Consider the following 16,381-nt stretch of genomic DNA (forward strand, 5'->3'; position numbering starts at 1 on the left):
CGCAGGGGGCGTCGGCACGGGTCGACGCGCTGCTGGCGCGCATGACGCTGGCGGAAAAGGCCGGGCAGCTCAGCTGTTTCAACGACGAGATCCGGCCGGTCGGCGCGGTGTTCAATCCGGTGGTCGATCCGCGTGGGCGCGACGCGATGCTGGCCGATATCCGGGCCGGGCACGTCGGCATGGTGTTCAACGGCTATGGGGTGGCCGGGGCACGGCGGGCGCAGGAAGCGGCGCTTTCGAGCCGGCTGCGCATCCCCCTCGCCTTCGCCGCCGATGTGCTGCACGGGTGCCGGACGATCTTTCCGATCCCGCTGGGCGAGGCGGCGGCGTTCGACCCCGACCTGTCGCGGCGCGCGGCACGGGCGGTGGCGCGCGAGACGACGGCGGGCGGCATCCACTGGACCTTTGCGCCGATGGTCGACGTCGCGCGCGACCAGCGCTGGGGCCGGGTGGCGGAGGGTGCGGGCGAGGACGTGCTGCTCAACAGGGTACTGGCGGCGGCGCGGGTGGCGGGGTTTCAGGGACCGGACCTGACGCGGCCCGACGCGTTGCTGGCGACGCCGAAGCATTTCGTCGGCTATGGCGCGGTGCGTGGCGGCATGGAATATGCCGCGGTCGACATGAGCGAGGCGGAGCTGCGCGAGACGTTCGTGCCGCCCTTCGCCGCCGCCTTTGCCGCCGGCGCGGGCGCGACGATGGCGTCGTTCACCGATTTCGGCGGCATACCGGTCAGCGCCAACCGGCGCATCCTGACCGATCTGCTGCGCGACGAACTGCGGTTCGACGGGGTGTGCGTGTCGGATTACGATGCCGATCGCGAGCTGATCGCGCACGGGATCGCCGCCGACGAAGCCGATGCGGCGCGGCTGGCCATGCTGGCCGGGATCGACATGTCGATGCAGAGCGGGCTGTATGTCCGGCATCTGCCGGCGCTGGTCGAAAGCGGCCGGGTGCCGATGGCGGCGGTCGATCGGGCGGTGCGGCGGGTCCTGACGCTGAAGGAGCGGCTGGGGCTGTTCGATGATCCGTTCCGGTCGATCGATGTGAAAGCCGAGCGGCGCGAGACCGGCAGCGCCGCGATCAAGCGGGTCGCGCGCGAGGTCGCGACGCGGTCGATCGTGCTGTTGCGCAACGACGGCGGGTTGTTGCCGCTGCCACGGACGGGAAAACGCATCGCGCTGATCGGGCCGTTCGGGGCGGACCGGGCGAATCTCAATGGGCCATGGTCGTTCGCGGGGGATGCGACGGACGGGATCGATATCGCCAGCGGATTGCGGGCGATGCTGCGCGATCCGGCGGCGCTGACGGTCGAGGCGGGGTCGGGGATCGGCGAGCCGCTGCCCGGCGGGATCGAACGCGCGGTGGCAGCGGCGCGCGCGGCGGATGTGGTGCTGCTGGCGATCGGCGAGGGTGCCGACCTGTCGGGCGAGGGCAACAGCCGGACCGAGATCACCGTGCCGGCGGCGCAACAGGCGCTGGCCGAGGCGGTAGCGGCGGCGGGCACGCCGGTGGTCGTGCTGTTGCGGCATGGCCGGGCGCTGGCACTGAGCGGGGCGGTGCGCGATGCGCCGGCCTTGCTCGCGACGTGGTTTCTGGGGGAGCAGACCGGAGCGGCGATCGCCGACATCGTGTTCGGGGTGGCCGAGCCGACCGGGCGACTGCCGGTCAGCTTTCCGATCGCGAGCGGGCAGCAGCCCTGGTCGTACGACCGGCGCAGTACCGGGCGGCCCGCGCCCGACACCGACCCGATGCTGGCGGGGCGCAGTCGCTGGCGCGATGCGCCGGACCGGGCGCTGTACCCGTTCGGGTCGGGCATGGGCTATACGCGGTTCGCGGTGTCGGACCTGCGGGTGCCGGCGGTGGTGCCGGCAGGGGCGGCGGTGCCGGTGTCGGTGCTGGTCCGCAATATCGGCGAACGCGCGGGCACGACGCTGGTCCGCGTCGATGTCCATGACCGGGTCGCCAGCCGGACGCGACCGGTGCGGCAGATGAAGGCGTTCGCGCGGGTGACGCTGGCGGCCGGAGCCGAGGCGCGGGTCGATCTGAGGATCGCGGGCGACGATCTGGCGCTGATCGCCGGCGACGGCGCGTGGCGGGTGGAACCGGGGGCGTTCGACCTGTGGGTCCATGCAGGTGACGGGGTCGAAGTGACGGGAACGTTCGCGGTGCGCTGACGCGCTCAGTCATCCTCGTCGTCGAAGCCGACCAGATCGAGCGCGCGGGCCTTGATCTGGCGGGTCATGCACCAATGGACCAGCGCGTCCTCGCGGCCGTGCGTCACCCAGACTTCCTTTGGCGCGATCTCGGTCAGCGTCCGGGTCAGTTCGTCCCAGTCGGCATGGTCGGACAGGATCAGCGGCAGTTCGACGCCGCGCTGGCGCGCGCGCTGGCGGACGCGCATCCAGCCGCTGGCCATCGCCGTGATCGGATCGGGCAGCCGCCGCGACCAGCGATCGTTCAAGGCGGAGGGCGGCGCGATGATGATCCGACCCTGCAACTCGGCCTTGGTCGCGCCGGTCGCCGGGCGCAGCTCGCCCAGATCGACGCCCAGTTCGACATACAGGTCGCACAGCCGTTGGAGCGCGCCGTGCAGGTAGATCGGATCGTCGAACCCCATCGCCCGCGCCTCCGCGATCACCCGCTGCGCCTTGCCCAGTGCATAGGCCCCGACCAGCACGCAGCGTTCGGGTTCGGTGCGCAGTGCCGCCAGCAGCTTGTCGATCTCGTCACGGGTCTCGGGATGGCGGAAGACGGGCAGGCCGAACGTCGCCTCGGTCACGAACACGTCGCAGGGCACCGGTTGAAAGGCCATGCAGGTCGGATCGGCGCGCCGTTTGTAATCGCCCGAGACGACGACGCGCTCGCCCCGGTGGTCGAGCACGATCTGCGCCGATCCCAGCACATGGCCGGCGGGAACGAACGAAATGCCGACATCGCCGACCGTCAGGTTTTCGCCATAGGCGACGCCAATGCCGTTCTGCGGTCCGTAGCGCGCGTCCATGATCGCCAGCGTTTCGGGCGTCGCCCACACCGTCTGATGCCCGCCGCGCGCATGATCGGCGTGGCCGTGCGTCACCAGCGCGCGCGCGACCGGTTCGGACGGGTCGATCCACATATCGATCGCCGGAATATGAATGCCGGTGGGGTGCGGCGTGATCCAGCGCGCGAGAGCCATGCCCGACACATGGGGCGGACGGCCGGGCCTGCCAAGGTCATCGAACCGACATATCCGTGCGATAGACCGACGATATTCGCAACGATTGCCCGACCTTGCCGACGCCTGCCCCTTCCCGTTTCAGCCTGTTCGCGGCGGGCATGGCCGCATTCTGCGTCTATTTCGCGATGTACGGCTTTCGCAAACCGGTGATGGCGGTCGGTTTCGCCGATCAGGCGGCGCTGTGGCCGGCGCTCGATTACAAGGCGACGCTGATCCTCGCGCAGGCGATCGGCTATGCCCTGTCGAAGATGCTGGGGGTGAAGGTCGTCGCCGAACATGCGACCGGCGCGCGGGCCCGGCTGATCCTCGCGCTGGTCGCGGCAGCATGGGTGGCGTTGCTGGGCTTCGCGATCCTGCCGCCACGGTTCGGGCCGGTCTGCCTGTTCCTGAACGGGCTGCCGCTCGGCATGATCTGGGGGCTGGTGTTCAGCTATCTTGAGGGACGGCGGGTGTCGGAGATGCTGGCGGCGATGCTGACCGCCAGCTTCATCCTGTCCTCGGGCGCGACCAAGACGGCGGGGGCGCTGCTGGTCCAGCACGGACTGTCGCCCTTCTGGATGCCGGCGGTCACCGGGCTGCTGTTCGCGCCGGTGCTGGTCGTCGCGCTGATCGTGCTGGCCCGCACCCCGCCGCCCGATGCCGCCGACCGCGCGGCGCGGGGCACGCGGGTGGCGATGGATGGTGCGGCGCGCCTTGCCTATATCCGCGCCCACGCCCTGCCGCTGACGCTGCTGATCCTCGGCTATACGCTGCTGACGGGCCTGCGCGATTTCCGCGACAATTTCGCCGCCGAGATCTGGGGCGACCTTGGCAACGGTGCGCCGGCCGCGATCTTTTCGATCACCGAAGTGCCGGTGACCGTCGTCGTGCTGATCGGCATGGCGTTGCTGGCCAAGATCCGCAGCAATCTGCGCGCGCTGCTGGCGATCCATGGCGCGATCCTGTTCGGCGCGGTGGCGCTGGGCGGGGCGACCCTGTTGTTCCGGCTGGGCTTGATCGGGCCGGTCGCGTGGACGGTGTGGATCGGGATCGGCATCTACAGCGCCTATGCGCCGTTCAGTGCGGTGCTGTTCGACCGGATGATGGCGCTGGGCCAGTCGCCGGGCAATGCCGGCTTCCTGATCTATCTGGCCGATTCGTTCGGCTATGCCGGCAGCGTCGCGTTGCTGTTGCTGCGTGAACTGGCCGATGATCGCGCGCCGTGGCTGGCGTTCTTCACCGGCGCGACGCTGGCCACCGCGCTGGTATTGGGCGGCGGGGCATTCCTGTCGGGACTGTGGTTCCGGCGGCGATTTCCGGCCGATACGTGATGACATCACGTTGATGTTGGCACTCGCTCCACAAGTATCGCCGATCTGAACGTCATTTTCATCATCCGTCACACACCCGTCATCAAGATCCGCCAAAGGCGCAGCGGGGGCCGGGAACCGGCCGGGACACGGCGGCACGTCCGCCAGGGGAGACATCATGAAGTTCATCACGGGTGCGGCGATCCTCGCGATCGCGGCGGGGACGACGCACGCCCATGCGCAGACGGCCCCGGCCGATGCGACGACGACCGAAGTGTCGGGCGGCACGCAGGACGAAGCGCGCAGCGGCGGCGAAATCGTCGTGACCGGCCGCGCCACGACCTTCGCCAACACGCAGGTGACCGAGCCGATGCTCGATCGCCAGTCGGCGCTGACCAGCGTCAACGACGTCATCAAGGAACTGCCCGGCGTGTTCGTGGCCGAGGGCGACGCCTTCGGTTCGTCCGACTGGGCGACGTCGATCAGCATTCGTGGCTTCAGCTCGGGGGGCGGCGGCGGTCAGCAGATCGGCTCGACCATCGACGGCCTGCCCAATGGCGGCTCGGGCTATGGCGGCGGATCGCGCGCCAACCGCTATCTCGACGTACTGAACCTGAAGACGGTGATCGTGTCGCAGGGCACCGCCGACATCTCGTCGCGATCGAACGAGGCGCTGGGCGCGACGCTCGACTATGTCACGACCGATCCGGCGCGCGACACCCGCTATCGCTTCACCCTCGCGGGCGGTGATTTCGGCGCACGCAAGCTCTATGGCCGCGTCGATACCGGTCAGTTCGCCGGCGACACCCGTGCCTTCGTCAGCGCCTCGACCAGCCGCGTGAAGGACTGGATCGGCGGCTCCGGCGAAACCCGCCGCGACCATGTCGATGCGAAGATCGTCAGCAACATCGACCGGGTCAAGCTGACCGGCTGGGTAAGCTATGACGATGCCGACGAAGCCGAATTCGGATCGGTCAGCCCGGAGATGTTCGCCAACGATCCGAACCACGATGCCTATACCGACAACTGGACCGGCATCCCCTATATCGATCAGGGCTATCGCTCGACCTCGCGCGCGTTGCGCCGCAATTTCTTCGGCTATCTGCGCGGCGAGACCGATCTGGGCGACGTCAAGCTGTCGGGCACCGCCTATTACCACCGGATGCGCGGGCGCGGCGATTTCGCGCCCCCCTATCTGGTCGATGTCCGCAACGACGGCCTCGGCAATCCCGAGAGCGAATTCACGGGCAGCCTGCCGACCGTGATCGGCGGCGGCAATCTGGGTCGCTATTATTTCGTCACCCCGACCGGCGCGAAGGCGACGTTCCTGACCGGCTGCACCGGCACGGCGGCGATCCCGGCGGTGTATGCGCCGAGCTGCTATGCGGCGGGATCGACCCCGGTCATGTCCTATCGCCACACCCATTATGAGAATGATCGCGGCGGGCTGACCGCCGATGCGGCATGGACGCATGACTTCGGCGGGGTTCAGAACACGCTGCGGGGCGGCCTGTGGTGGGAACGCGGCCGCGCCAACCAGCTGCGCGACTGGCACAAGATCACCAATGCGCTCATCGGCCCGGCGTTCGACGGCAAGCCGTACTACCAGCAGTTCAGCACCGATTATGGCCTCGACGAGATCATGTATTATGTCGAGGACGCGGTGACCTTCGGGCCGCTGACCGCGCGGTTCGGCGTAAAGCAGTTCTTCCTCGACCAGCGTCGCGCCGAATTGCTCAACGATCGTACCGTCACCGAACTCAATTCGAACAGCCGCCCGCTGATCTCGACCGGCATCGTCTATCACGCGCCGATCGACGGGTTGGAAGCGTTCGCCGGCTATTCGCAGAATTTTGCCGCGATCGGCAACGGGCCGCTAGGCGAACCGCGCGAGGTAATCGACCGGATCAAGCCCGAAACCGCCAACAACATCGAAATCGGCGCGCGCTATTCGACGCCGCGCGTCAAGGCATCGCTGACCGCCTACGACATCAAGTTCGACAACCGCATCCAGTCGATCTCGGCCAACCTCGTCACCGGCATCGATTATCTGGAGGAGCAGGACAGCGTCTATCTGAACGTCGGCGGCATCAAGAGCCGGGGGATCGAGGCGGCGCTCGCCTATCGCGTGACGCAGGGGCTGACGCTGTCGGGCAACTATACCTATAATCACGCGACCTATATCGGCACCGGCAATGCCGCGCAGGACGCCGATATCGGCGTGACGCCGGGGCGGCAGGTCATCAATTCCCCGCGCAACATGTGGGTCGCGGCGGCCGATTATGCGCGCGGCGTGTTCAAGATCGGTGGGGCGGCCAAGTTCGTCGGCGATCGCTTCATCGGCAGCGACGGGACGGCCACCGCACCCGGCTTCACCACCGTCGACGCCTATGCCGGCGTCGATCTGGGCGAAGTGAACGCGGTCATGAAGGGCATGGCGCTGACGGTACAGGCGACCAACCTCGCCGATCGCCGGTATCTGGCCGGGGCCGATGGCGGGTCGGCGTTCCTCGGCACGCCGCGGACCGTGACGGCGGCGTTGACGTTCGATTTCTGACGTTACCCCGTCATCCCCGCGCAGCGGGGATCCATTGCCGCTGACGTTGCGCATTGATCCGCTACGTCGGCGTAGATGGGCCCCCGCCTGCGCGGGGACGACAATGCAATAACGAGGACCCCATGGTCGACCTGTCGCGCCGCACGCTCCTGTCCACCGGTGCCGCCCTTGCCGGGGCAGCGGCGTTGCCCGCGTCGATCGCGCGCGCGGCGGCGATCGGCCCCGACCGGCGCAGCGGCACCATCGCCGATGTCGAGCACGTCGTGATCCTCGCCCAGGAAAATCGCGGCTTCGACCATTATTTCGGGACGTTGCGCGGCGTGCGGGGCTTTGCCGACCGCTTCCCCATTCCCACGCCCGCCGACACCGTCTGGCAACAGACCGACCGGACCGGCACCGACGGTCCCCGCATCGTCTCCCCCTTCCACCTCGACACCGCCCGCCAGTTCGATCTGATGCGGATGGAGGGCACGCCGCATAGCTGGCCCGATGCCCAGCGCGCGTGGGAGGAGGGGCGCATGGCGCATTGGCCCGAGGCCAAGCACCCGCGCGCCATGGGGCACTACCGCCGCAGCGACATCCCGTTCCAGTTCGCGCTGGCCGAGGCGTTCACCATCTGCGACGCCTATCACTGCGCGGTCCAGACCGGGACCAACACCAACCGCCTGTTCCTGTGGAGCGGCACCAACGACCCCGCCGGCCGGCATGGCGGCCCGGCGATCGGCAATTCGCACGACAATTTCGTCGAACAGGGCGGCGCGACCGATCCCTATCGCTGGACGACGACGGTCGAGCGGTTGCAGGCGGCCGGCGTCGACTGGCGCATCTATCAGGACATGGACGACAATTTCACCGACAACCCGCTCGCCGGCTTCGCGGCGTTCCGCGACGCCCATGGCGGGCACGGCGATGCGGTGCTGAAGGACCGCGCGCTGACCACGCGCGGGCCGGACCTGCTGAAGGCCGATGTTCTGGCGGGACGATTGCCGCAGGTGTCGTACGTGATCGCCACCGCCGCCGGTTCCGAACATCCCGGCCCGTCCAGCCCGGCACAGGGCGCGGACTATACCGCCCGCGTGCTCGACGCGCTGACCGCCGATCCGAAGGTGTGGGCGCGCACCGTGTTGCTGGTGATGTTCGACGAAAATGACGGGTTCTTCGACCATATGCCGCCGCCCGCCCCGCCCGCGCGCGGCGCGGACGGCACGGTGTTCGGCGGATCGAGCATCGACCTGACCGGCGAATATCACGACGTGCCGAGCAGCGGCGATGCCGCGATCGACCTGCCCGCCTATCGCGGTCGCCCTTACGGCCTCGGGCCGCGCGTGCCGCTCTATGTCGTTTCGCCATGGAGCCGGGGCGGCTGGGTCAATTCGCAGACGTTCGACCACACGTCGGTGATCCGCTTTCTGGAGACGCGCTTCGGCATCCACGAACCCAATATTTCGCCATGGCGGCGCGCGATCTGCGGTGACCTGACCTCCGCGTTCGACTTTACGGCGACCGACGCGGCAACGCCGGTGCTGCCCGATCCCGCCGGCGATGCGCGGCGGGCGGCGGCGATCAAGGGACAGGTCACCCCCGATGCGCCGGCGGCCAGCGCGCCGTGGCAGGAAAGCGGCATCTGCCGGTCGCGCACCCTACCCTATCGACTGGACGTGACCGAGCGCGGCGATGCGACCGGCCTCAATCTGCGCTTTGCCGCCGATGGCGCGGGCGCGGTCTTCCATGTCTATGACCGCCATGCGCTCGACCAGCCGCCGCGCCGCTACAGCGTCGGAGCCGGCGACCGGATCGACGGGCATTGGCCCTATACCGCCGATGGCGGCTATGACCTGTGGGTGCTGGGGCCGAACGGATTTCACCGCCAGTTCGTCGGGCACCGCGGCGATCCGGCGCTGGCCGTCGCATGGAGCCTGTCCGATGCCGGGCTGGCGCTGCGCGTCGGCACTGCGCCTGGGCTGCGTGCCCGTCGTCTGACGCCGGGCGGCGGTGCGTCGGAGGAGGCGCTGCCCGCCGGGCGGCATCGCTGGTCGCTGGACGGCGCGCTCGGCTGGTATGACGTGACGCTGTCGAGCAGCGCCGCCCCCGGCTGGCGCCGCCGCATCGCCGGGCGGCACGACCGGGCGGGGCGTGCCAGCAGCAGCGATCCGTTCGTCAAAGGGCTTGGGCTGGGCTGAAACGGCATGATCGGCAGTACTGCCGTCTGCCGCGATTCCTACCAAGTCTTTGGGAAATGGCGCACCCGAAGGGATTCGAACCCCTGGCCTCTGCCTTCGGAGGGCAGCGCTCTATCCAGCTGAGCTACGGGTGCTTGGCCGTGGAGGCTGCGACTAGCAAAGCTTTGCCGGCATGGCCAGCCGTTTTCAGGCGGTCGTCGCCTTTTGCACCGGCGGCGGGGTTTTCGGGCGGAAGGCGCAGAGGTCGGCGACCGGGCAGCGCCAGCATTCGGGGCGGCGTGCCTTGCAGATATAACGGCCGTGCAGGATCAGCCAGTGATGCGCGTGCAGCCGGAACGGCGCGGGGACCACCCGTTCCAGCACCGCTTCGACCGCGTTCGGCGTCTTGCCGCGCGCAAGGCCGGTGCGGTTGCCGACGCGAAAAATATGGGTATCGACCGCGAACGTCTCGTGCCCGAAGGCGACGTTCATCACCACGTTCGCCGTTTTCCGGCCCACGCCGGGCAGTTTTTCCAGCGCATCGCGGTCTTCGGGAACCTGTCCGGCATGGTCGGCGATCAGCGCTTCGCTCAGGGCGATGACGTTCTTGGCCTTGGTATTGAACAGGCCGATGGTGCGGATGTGATGTTTCAGGCCGTCGAGGCCGAGCGCGACCATCTTGTCGGGCGTGTCGACCTGCGCGAACAGCGCCCGTGTCGCCTTGTTCACGCCGGCGTCGGTCGCCTGCGCCGACAGCACGACCGCGACCAGCAACGTATAGTCGTTGACCGATTCGAGCTCGGTTTCAGGGTGCGGATTGTCCTCCGCCAGACGGCGGAAGAATTCGAAAATATCCGCCTTCTTCAAACGCCGAGCACCGCATCCATCGTGTAGCGGCCGGGAGGCGCGCTTGCCAGCCACAGCGCGGCGCGGACCGCACCGCGCGCGAACAGCGCACGGTCGTCGGCGCGGTGGCCGAGTTCGATCCGTTCGCCCTCACCCGCGAAGACCACCTGATGATCGCCGACGATGGTGCCGCCGCGCAGCGCGGCGAAACCGATCGTGCCGCCCGCCCGTGCACCGACCAGTCCGGCACGACCGATGACGCCGCTATCGGCCAGCGTCGTCCCCAGCCCTTCCGCCGCGGCATCGCCCAGCATCAGCGCGGTACCCGACGGGGCATCGACCTTCAGCCGGTGATGGCTCTCGACGATTTCGATGTCCCAGTCGGGACCGAGGCGGCTGGCGGCGTCGCGCACGAGCCGCGACAGCAGCGCGATGCCGAACGAGGTATTGCCGGTCTGCAGCACCGCGATGTCGCGCGCAGCATCGTCGATCATCGCATGATGCCGTTCGGTAAGGCCGGTGGTGCCGATGACGATCGGCGTCGCAGCAGCGCGAGCAGCGGCCAGATTACCCTCCAGCGCGACCGGCGCGGAGAAATCGACCAGCACATCGGCGCCTGCGGCAAGCTCGACCGGATCGCCCCCCTGATCGACGCCGCCGGCAAGGGTTTCGCCCAGCCGTTCGATCTCCAGCGCGATCGCGCGCCCCATCCGGCCCTGCCAACCGAAGATACCGATGCTGGTCACTGATTCCCGCCCGCTAGCGTCCGGCTGGCCGCCTGATCGCGCCCCCGACCAGTAGCGCAATGGCCCCATGACCGGCGATGTGCAAGCGATTGCGCGGCGCCGCGCGTTCCGGTTCGACGATTGAATGATTCAGCGTTGGACCGACGCGATCGGTGCTTCGGCGTATTTCGGGTCGGCCGGATCGAATTCAGGCTGCGGAACGAACGTGCGCGAGGTCAACGCGACGTTACCCAGCCCGGCCAGCTTGAACGTGCCGATCTTGAAGACCTTTGGCGCGCTGCCCGCACGTTCGACGGTGACCGCATCGACATGGAGGTCGCCATGCTTGGTCCACAGCATGTGCGGCGCGAGCAGCATGTCCATGTTGTTATAGCGCACCGACAGGCAGATGCGCTGCATCAGCGCAAAGCGAATGATATCGCTCAGCGTTGCGCGCTGTTCCTCGGCCACGCTGTCGGTCGCGGCATGAACGTCCGACTCGGATACGGCATCGTTGTGCATCGCAGCATTTAGTAGTGATTGTAACTGCCAGCAGCAAGGGGGCTGGCATCATCCATTCGCCCGACGCGCGCGGATGAGCCATGAATCGGGGCGCACCGGAAGCGTATGATCCGGCGATCAGGACGGCAGCAACGGACCATCTGCACGCTACCGGGCACAACCCAAGGTAACATTGCGATTTTGTACGCAGTTTTGTGAGCAGACCAATACCTTGGTATCATCAGCACCGGTTTCCTCCCGCGCCGCAATCGGCTAGGCGCGGATCAATAATGGGAAATCTATTCATCGTCATGGCCGGCGGGGCGCTGGGGTCAGGCCTTCGCTATCTGTTCGGTCGCTTCGCTACCGCTTCGTTCGGCCCCGACTATCCATGGGGTACGCTGGGCGTGAACCTGATCGGCGGGCTGGCGATGGGGTTGTTGACCGGCCTGCTCCTGCGCAGCGGCGGCAGCGAGCCGGTGCGGCTGGCGGTCGGTGTGGGCGTGCTGGGCGGCTTTACGACCTTTTCAGCGTTTTCGCTCGACATGGTGACGATGATCGAACGCGGCGCGATGGCCAGCGCGCTGGGATATGTACTGGTATCGGTGATCGGCGCGGGCATCGCGCTGTTCGTCGGGCTGCAACTGACACGGGGTGCGGCATGAGCGAGAACGACGTCCGGCAATTCACGGTCGGTGCCGATGACGACGGCATCCGGCTGGACCGCTGGTTCAAGCGGCATCTGCCCGATACCAGCTTCAACATCGTGTCGCGCTGGGCGCGGACCGGGCAGTTGCGCATCGATGGCGGGCGGGCACAGCCCGGCGCGCGGCTGGCCGCAGGACAGGTGCTGCGGGTGCCGCCGCCCGAATCAGCGATCGTCGCCCAGCCCAAGGCGAAGGCCGAACGCCCCCCGCTATCCGCGGAACAGATCGAACTGGCCCAGTCGCTGGTAATCCACCGCGACAAGCAGGCGATCGTCCTGAACAAGCCGCCGGGTCTGGCGACGCAGGGCGGGACGAAGACCCACGACCATGTCGACGGGCTGCTCGACGCGTTGCAGTTCGACGGCGAAAGCCGGCCGAAGCTGGTCCACCGGCTGGACAAGGACACGTCGGGCGCGCTGCTGATCGCGCGGACGGCGCGGGCGGCGGCGTTCTTCGCCAAGTCCTTTTCGGGGCGGACCGCGAAGAAGGTGTATTGGGCGTTGATCGTCGGCATCCCCGATATCTCCGACGGGATCGTCGACCTGCCGCTCGCCAAGCAGCCCGGCACGGGCGGCGAGAAGATGCATGTCGACGAGGACGAGGGCCAGCCGGCGCGGTCGCGGTACCGCGTGATCGAACGGGTCGGCAACCGCGCGGCGTGGGTCGAGCTGCAACCCTTTACCGGGCGCACCCACCAGTTGCGCGTGCATATGGCCGCGATCGGCCATCCGATCGTCGGCGACGGCAAATATGGCGGACAGGCCGCGTTCCTGACCGGCGGGGTCAGCCGCAAGATGCACCTGCACGCACGGCGCATCCGCATCGATCATCCCGATGGCGGCAAGGTCGACGTCACCGCCGAACTGCCCGATCATTTCGCCGAGAGCATCGACCTGCTGGGGTTCGACCTGAGCCTGGGCAATGCGATGATCGACGATACGCCGCCGCCCGTCACCAAGGCCGATCTGAAGGCCAAGGCGAAGGCGCATGCCAAGACCTATCGCAAGGAACGGCGGGGTGAGCGTCGCTCCCGGGGATCGCGCGACTGATGCATCCCGACCGGGCCTTTCGGATGGCCGACGATGCCGCACGGACGTTCGTGCGAGACGAAGGGTTCGGCGTGCTGTTCGTCGGCACGCCCGACGGACCGCGTGCGGCGCAGGTGCCGGTGGTAATGACCACGGATGGCGCGCTGCGGTTTCATGTCGCGCGTTCCAACGCGGTGACCGCACATCTGGAGGGAGCGACCGTGCTGTTCGTTGTGCAGGGGCCGCACGCCTATATCTCGCTGCGCTGGTACGAGGCCGGGCCGAACGAGGTGCCGACCTGGAACTATCTGTCGGTCGAGGTCGAGGGCGTGGTTCGCGCGATCGATCGTGCCGCGTTGTGCGAACAGATCGACGCGCTCGCCGTGACCTACGAAAGCGCGCCGCAATGGGCGGTCGACCAGATCGATCCGGGGAAGGCCGATGCGATGCTGGCCGCGATCACCGGGTTCGAACTGGTGCCGACCGCGTGGCGGGGCACGGCCAAGCTGAACCAGAACAAGCCGGTCGAGGTGCGCGCCCGCGTGGCGGCGGCGCTGGGCAACCATCCGCTGGCACCATGGATGCGGGCAGCATGACCCGGTTGGCCGTATTCGACTGCGACGGAACGCTGGCCGATGGGCAGGCGAACATCTGTACCGCGATGGCGCTGGCCTTTGCCGACGCGGGACTGGCCGCGCCCGATTCGCGGCAGGTGCGCCGCATCGTCGGGCTGAGCCTGCCGCAGGCGGTGGCGCGGCTGGTACCCCATAGCTCGGCCGACCTGCACGAGGCGGTGGCGGAGGGGTATAAGCAGCATTTCCGGGCGATGCGCACCGACGGGCGATTGCAGGACGAGCCGTTGTTTCCGGGCATCGTCGAAACGCTGGTGACGTTGCTGGATGGCGGCTGGCAACTGGGCGTCGCGACCGGCAAGTCGGATCGTGGCTTGCGACTGCTGCTGGCGCATCACCGGATCGACCACTATTTCGTGACGCTTCAGACCGCCGATCGCCACCCGTCCAAACCGCATCCGGCGATGCTGCAGGCGGCGATGGCCGAGGTTGGCGCTGCACGGGAGACAACCGCGATGATCGGCGACACCGGGTACGACATGGCGATGGCACGGACGGCCGGCGTGCGGGCGATCGGCGTCGAATGGGGCTATCACCCGCCGCACGAACTGACCGCCGCCGGGGCCGACCGGCTGTGCGACGATGCGTCCCTGCTCCCCGCCCTGCTGGACCTGCCATGACTCCTGATCCCATCGCGCGCAATCGCTGGCTGATTCTGGTCGGCATCCGTATCGTCACCGCGATGGGGGCGGTGTTCGGGGTGATCGTGCTGGCGCGGGCACCCGATACCGGCATGCGCGTGCTGGGCGTCGCGATCGTACTGTCGGCGCTGTATGCGATGGCGGTGGTGCCGCGCGGGCTGGCTGCGAAATGGCGAAGCCGGTGAGGCGGTTCTGGAAGACCGTCGCGGTTTCGCCCGAAGGCGAGATCGCGCTGGACGGACGGCCGGTGCGGACGCCGGGACGATTGCCGCTGGTCGTGCCCTATCCGGAACTGGCGGAGGCGATCGCGCAGGAATGGCGCGATGTCGGCGAGACGGTCGATCCACGCGCGATGCCGCTGACCGGCCTTGCCAACGCCGCGATCGAACGGGTCGCGGCCGATCCGGCGGGCTTTGCCGGCGGACTGGCGGTTTATGGCGGCAGCGACCTGCTCTGCTATCGCGGCGAGGCACCACTGGCCGAACGACAGGCGGCGGCATGGAATCCGGTGCTCGACTGGGCGCGCAAGCGGTTCGACGTGACCTTCGTCGTCACCGACGGCGTGATGCCGGTCGAACAGCCGCCGCGCACGCTGGCGCGGTTGCGCGAGGCGGTGGTCGCATTGTCGCCATGGGCGCTGGCGCCGCTGTCGCCGATCGTTGGCCTGACCGGCTCGCTGCTGCTCGGGCTGGCGCTGATCGAGCGGGCGATCGATGCCGATACCGCATGGACGGCGGCGCATGTCGACGAGGATTGGCAGGCCGAGCAATGGGGCGAGGATGCGCTGGCCGCCGAAACCCGCGCAGTCCGCGCGGCGGAGTATCGCGCGGCGGTGCGGTTCCTCGACCTTATCCGTCGCGGACCGGACCGCACGACCCGCCGATCCTGAGCGACAGGGTGGCGGTGAGCGCGGCATCGGCAGCGGTGCCTTCGATCCGGTCGATCAGCCGTTCGGTCACGGCACCGGCCATGTCGGCGATCGGACGATGGACGGTAGTCAGCGCCGGGGTCAGCATCCGCGCGAGGATGCTGCCGTCGAAGCCGATCACCGACAGGTCGCCCGGCACCGATACGGCCATGCCCGCCGCGACCTTCAGCACCGCCGCCGCCATCACGTCGTTGGCGGCGAAGATCGCGGTCGGGCGCGGCCGGGCGGTGAGCAGTGCTTGCGCCGCCGTCACCCCGGCGTCGAACCCGTAATCGCCCTCCGCCTCGCCCGACAGCGCGATGCCGTGCGCGGCGAGGCCATCGACGAACCCCGCCCGCCGTTCGCAGGCCGAATGGGCAGATGCGGGGCCGGACAGCAGCGCGATGCGGCGATGGCCGAGCGCGACCAAGTGGTCGGCGACGATGCGCGCCGCGCCGCGTTCGTCGGATACCAGCACCGCGTCATACCCCGACAGCGCGACCGAGGATAACGCCACCGCCGGCACGCCGGCCAGCGCATCGGCCAGCCCGGCCAGTCCCGACACCGGCGGCACGACGACCACGCCATCGACCCGCGAGCGGCGCACGAAATCGAGGACGTCGGCCGCCGGATCGCCCGCGATGGCGACCGGATGGACGACCAGTTCATAGCCACGCGCTGCCGCCGCGCCGACCATGCCGCGTTGCAGGGGGTCGAGCACCAGCGCATTGCGATCGTTATGGACCAGCCCGAGCAGATAGGAGCGCCCGGTCGCCAACCCGCGCGCCCGCGCGCTGGGACGGAAATTCAGCCCGGCGATCACTGCCTCGACCGCTTCACGGGTGACGGCATTGACCAGCGGCGATCGGTTGAGAACGCGCGACACGGTACGGATCGATACCCCCGCGCGGGCGGCAACGTCGGCGATGGTGGTACCGGCGAGCGGTCTGGTCACCGGCGTCAGACGCAGAGTCGCCGGACGACCAGTCCGCGAAGCTCCGGCGCGACCATCACGTCGCGGACCGTCGGGCGGCTGACCGCGAACGCCTCGGCAAGACCACGTTTACCGGGCAGGCGCGTACCGACCGGATGGCACCCCTTGTCGATCGCAGCGGCGATGGCGGTCGAAACCCGCCGGTAGAGCTTGTCGCTGCGCTGCTTCATCGCGAGGA

General features: G+C 68.6%; 16 protein-coding genes and 1 tRNA gene. 10 read left to right on the forward strand and 7 right to left on the reverse strand.

Annotated features, from left to right (window positions below):
• The first annotated feature begins 41 nt into the window (after positions 1–41).
• The gene (locus tag ASE91_RS02810) at positions 42–2,174 is read left to right on the forward strand and encodes a glycoside hydrolase family 3 N-terminal domain-containing protein (RefSeq protein ID WP_082453775.1); all 2,133 of its coding nucleotides are present in this window, start codon (positions 42–44) and stop codon (positions 2,172–2,174) included.
• Positions 2,175–2,179: 5 nt separating this feature from the next.
• On the opposite strand, the gene ASE91_RS02815 is transcribed toward ASE91_RS02810, so the two are convergent.
• Positions 2,180–3,175 (reverse strand): ligase-associated DNA damage response exonuclease, encoded by a 996-nt coding sequence (locus ASE91_RS02815; RefSeq protein ID WP_056003413.1) that lies wholly within the window; start codon positions 3,173–3,175, stop codon positions 2,180–2,182.
• A gap of 140 nt (positions 3,176–3,315) precedes the next feature.
• On the opposite strand from ASE91_RS02815, the gene ASE91_RS02820 reads away from it, so the two are divergent.
• The 3 genes from ASE91_RS02820 to ASE91_RS02830 all read left to right on the forward strand — a co-directional run bounded on the left by ASE91_RS02820 (position 3,316) and on the right by ASE91_RS02830 (position 9,243).
• Positions 3,316–4,527 carry a DUF5690 family protein gene (locus tag ASE91_RS02820; RefSeq protein WP_235530276.1) on the forward strand — a complete coding sequence of 404 codons (1,212 nt, stop codon included), beginning with the start codon at positions 3,316–3,318 and terminating at the stop codon, positions 4,525–4,527.
• Positions 4,528–4,684: 157 nt separating this feature from the next.
• Entirely contained in the window at positions 4,685–7,063 is a 2,379-nt protein-coding gene (locus tag ASE91_RS02825) for a TonB-dependent receptor domain-containing protein (RefSeq protein WP_056622458.1), read from the forward strand.
• 122 nt (positions 7,064–7,185) lie between these two features.
• The gene (locus ASE91_RS02830) at positions 7,186–9,243 is read left to right on the forward strand and encodes a phosphocholine-specific phospholipase C (protein ID WP_056622459.1); all 2,058 of its coding nucleotides are present in this window, start codon (positions 7,186–7,188) and stop codon (positions 9,241–9,243) included.
• Between the two features lie 57 nt (positions 9,244–9,300).
• Here the strand turns inward: ASE91_RS02830 and ASE91_RS02835 are convergent.
• The 4 genes from ASE91_RS02835 to ASE91_RS02850 all read right to left on the reverse strand — a co-directional run bounded on the left by ASE91_RS02835 (position 9,301) and on the right by ASE91_RS02850 (position 11,315).
• Positions 9,301–9,377, reverse strand: a tRNA-Arg gene (locus ASE91_RS02835).
• Positions 9,378–9,429: 52 nt separating this feature from the next.
• A complete protein-coding gene (nth, locus tag ASE91_RS02840; RefSeq protein ID WP_056622461.1) occupies positions 9,430–10,089 on the reverse strand; it encodes an endonuclease III in 660 nt (219 codons plus the stop codon).
• On the reverse strand, positions 10,086–10,814 hold the full coding sequence (gene dapB / locus ASE91_RS02845) for a 4-hydroxy-tetrahydrodipicolinate reductase (RefSeq protein WP_056622463.1): 729 nt from the start codon (positions 10,812–10,814) through the stop codon (positions 10,086–10,088). The genes nth and dapB overlap by 4 nt, the downstream gene beginning before the upstream one ends.
• A gap of 129 nt (positions 10,815–10,943) precedes the next feature.
• On the reverse strand, positions 10,944–11,315 hold the full coding sequence (locus ASE91_RS02850; protein WP_235530277.1) for a hypothetical protein: 372 nt from the start codon (positions 11,313–11,315) through the stop codon (positions 10,944–10,946).
• Between the two features lie 269 nt (positions 11,316–11,584).
• Between ASE91_RS02850 and crcB the strand changes: the two genes are divergently transcribed.
• The 6 genes from crcB to ASE91_RS02880 are packed head-to-tail and all read left to right on the forward strand — an operon-like array spanning position 11,585 to position 15,191.
• Positions 11,585–11,959, forward strand: a complete 375-nt coding sequence (gene crcB, locus ASE91_RS02855; protein WP_056622464.1) for a fluoride efflux transporter CrcB — start codon at positions 11,585–11,587, stop codon at positions 11,957–11,959.
• Positions 11,956–13,050: an RluA family pseudouridine synthase gene (locus ASE91_RS02860; protein WP_056622466.1), complete on the forward strand. Its 1,095-nt coding sequence runs from the start codon at positions 11,956–11,958 to the stop codon at positions 13,048–13,050. Before crcB ends, ASE91_RS02860 begins: the two co-directional genes overlap by 4 nt.
• A 23-nt stretch (positions 13,051–13,073) precedes the next feature.
• Entirely contained in the window at positions 13,074–13,625 is a 552-nt protein-coding gene (locus tag ASE91_RS02865; protein ID WP_235530278.1) for an FMN-binding negative transcriptional regulator, read from the forward strand.
• The gene (locus tag ASE91_RS02870; RefSeq protein WP_056003625.1) at positions 13,622–14,281 is read left to right on the forward strand and encodes an HAD-IA family hydrolase; all 660 of its coding nucleotides are present in this window, start codon (positions 13,622–13,624) and stop codon (positions 14,279–14,281) included. Before ASE91_RS02865 ends, ASE91_RS02870 begins: the two co-directional genes overlap by 4 nt.
• A complete protein-coding gene (locus tag ASE91_RS02875; protein ID WP_056622471.1) occupies positions 14,278–14,487 on the forward strand; it encodes a hypothetical protein in 210 nt (69 codons plus the stop codon). Before ASE91_RS02870 ends, ASE91_RS02875 begins: the two co-directional genes overlap by 4 nt.
• Entirely contained in the window at positions 14,484–15,191 is a 708-nt protein-coding gene (locus ASE91_RS02880) for an ATP12 family chaperone protein (RefSeq protein WP_056622545.1), read from the forward strand. The genes ASE91_RS02875 and ASE91_RS02880 overlap by 4 nt, the downstream gene beginning before the upstream one ends.
• Here ASE91_RS02880 and ASE91_RS02885 read toward each other — a convergent pair.
• On the reverse strand, positions 15,151–16,164 hold the full coding sequence (locus ASE91_RS02885) for a LacI family DNA-binding transcriptional regulator (RefSeq protein ID WP_235530279.1): 1,014 nt from the start codon (positions 16,162–16,164) through the stop codon (positions 15,151–15,153). The genes ASE91_RS02880 and ASE91_RS02885 overlap by 41 nt on opposite strands.
• A gap of 5 nt (positions 16,165–16,169) precedes the next feature.
• Positions 16,170–16,373 (reverse strand): GntR family transcriptional regulator, encoded by a 204-nt coding sequence (locus tag ASE91_RS02890; protein WP_156357623.1) that lies wholly within the window; start codon positions 16,371–16,373, stop codon positions 16,170–16,172.
• Between the last annotated feature and the right edge of the window lie 8 nt (positions 16,374–16,381).

The sequence above is a fragment of the Sphingomonas sp. Leaf62 genome (assembly GCF_001421915.1).
GTDB lineage: Bacteria > Pseudomonadota > Alphaproteobacteria > Sphingomonadales > Sphingomonadaceae > Sphingomonas.

Excerpts from the sequence above, each read along its gene's own strand:
- ASE91_RS02810 (WP_082453775.1), top strand. The coding sequence starts at position 42 with ATGACGCTGGCGGAAAAGGCCGGGCAGCTCAGCTGTTTCAACGACGAG.
- ASE91_RS02815 (WP_056003413.1), bottom strand. The coding sequence starts at position 3,175 with ATGGCTCTCGCGCGCTGGATCACGCCGCACCCCACCGGCATTCATATT.
- ASE91_RS02820 (WP_235530276.1), top strand. The coding sequence starts at position 3,316 with ATGGCCGCATTCTGCGTCTATTTCGCGATGTACGGCTTTCGCAAACCG.
- ASE91_RS02825 (WP_056622458.1), top strand. The coding sequence starts at position 4,685 with ATGAAGTTCATCACGGGTGCGGCGATCCTCGCGATCGCGGCGGGGACG.
- ASE91_RS02830 (WP_056622459.1), top strand. The coding sequence starts at position 7,186 with ATGGTCGACCTGTCGCGCCGCACGCTCCTGTCCACCGGTGCCGCCCTT.
- ASE91_RS02850 (WP_235530277.1), bottom strand. The coding sequence starts at position 11,315 with ATGCACAACGATGCCGTATCCGAGTCGGACGTTCATGCCGCGACCGAC.
- crcB (WP_056622464.1), top strand. The coding sequence starts at position 11,585 with ATGGGAAATCTATTCATCGTCATGGCCGGCGGGGCGCTGGGGTCAGGC.
- ASE91_RS02860 (WP_056622466.1), top strand. The coding sequence starts at position 11,956 with ATGAGCGAGAACGACGTCCGGCAATTCACGGTCGGTGCCGATGACGAC.
- ASE91_RS02865 (WP_235530278.1), top strand. The coding sequence starts at position 13,074 with ATGGCCGACGATGCCGCACGGACGTTCGTGCGAGACGAAGGGTTCGGC.
- ASE91_RS02870 (WP_056003625.1), top strand. The coding sequence starts at position 13,622 with ATGACCCGGTTGGCCGTATTCGACTGCGACGGAACGCTGGCCGATGGG.
- ASE91_RS02875 (WP_056622471.1), top strand. The coding sequence starts at position 14,278 with ATGACTCCTGATCCCATCGCGCGCAATCGCTGGCTGATTCTGGTCGGC.
- ASE91_RS02890 (WP_156357623.1), bottom strand. The coding sequence starts at position 16,373 with ATGAAGCAGCGCAGCGACAAGCTCTACCGGCGGGTTTCGACCGCCATC.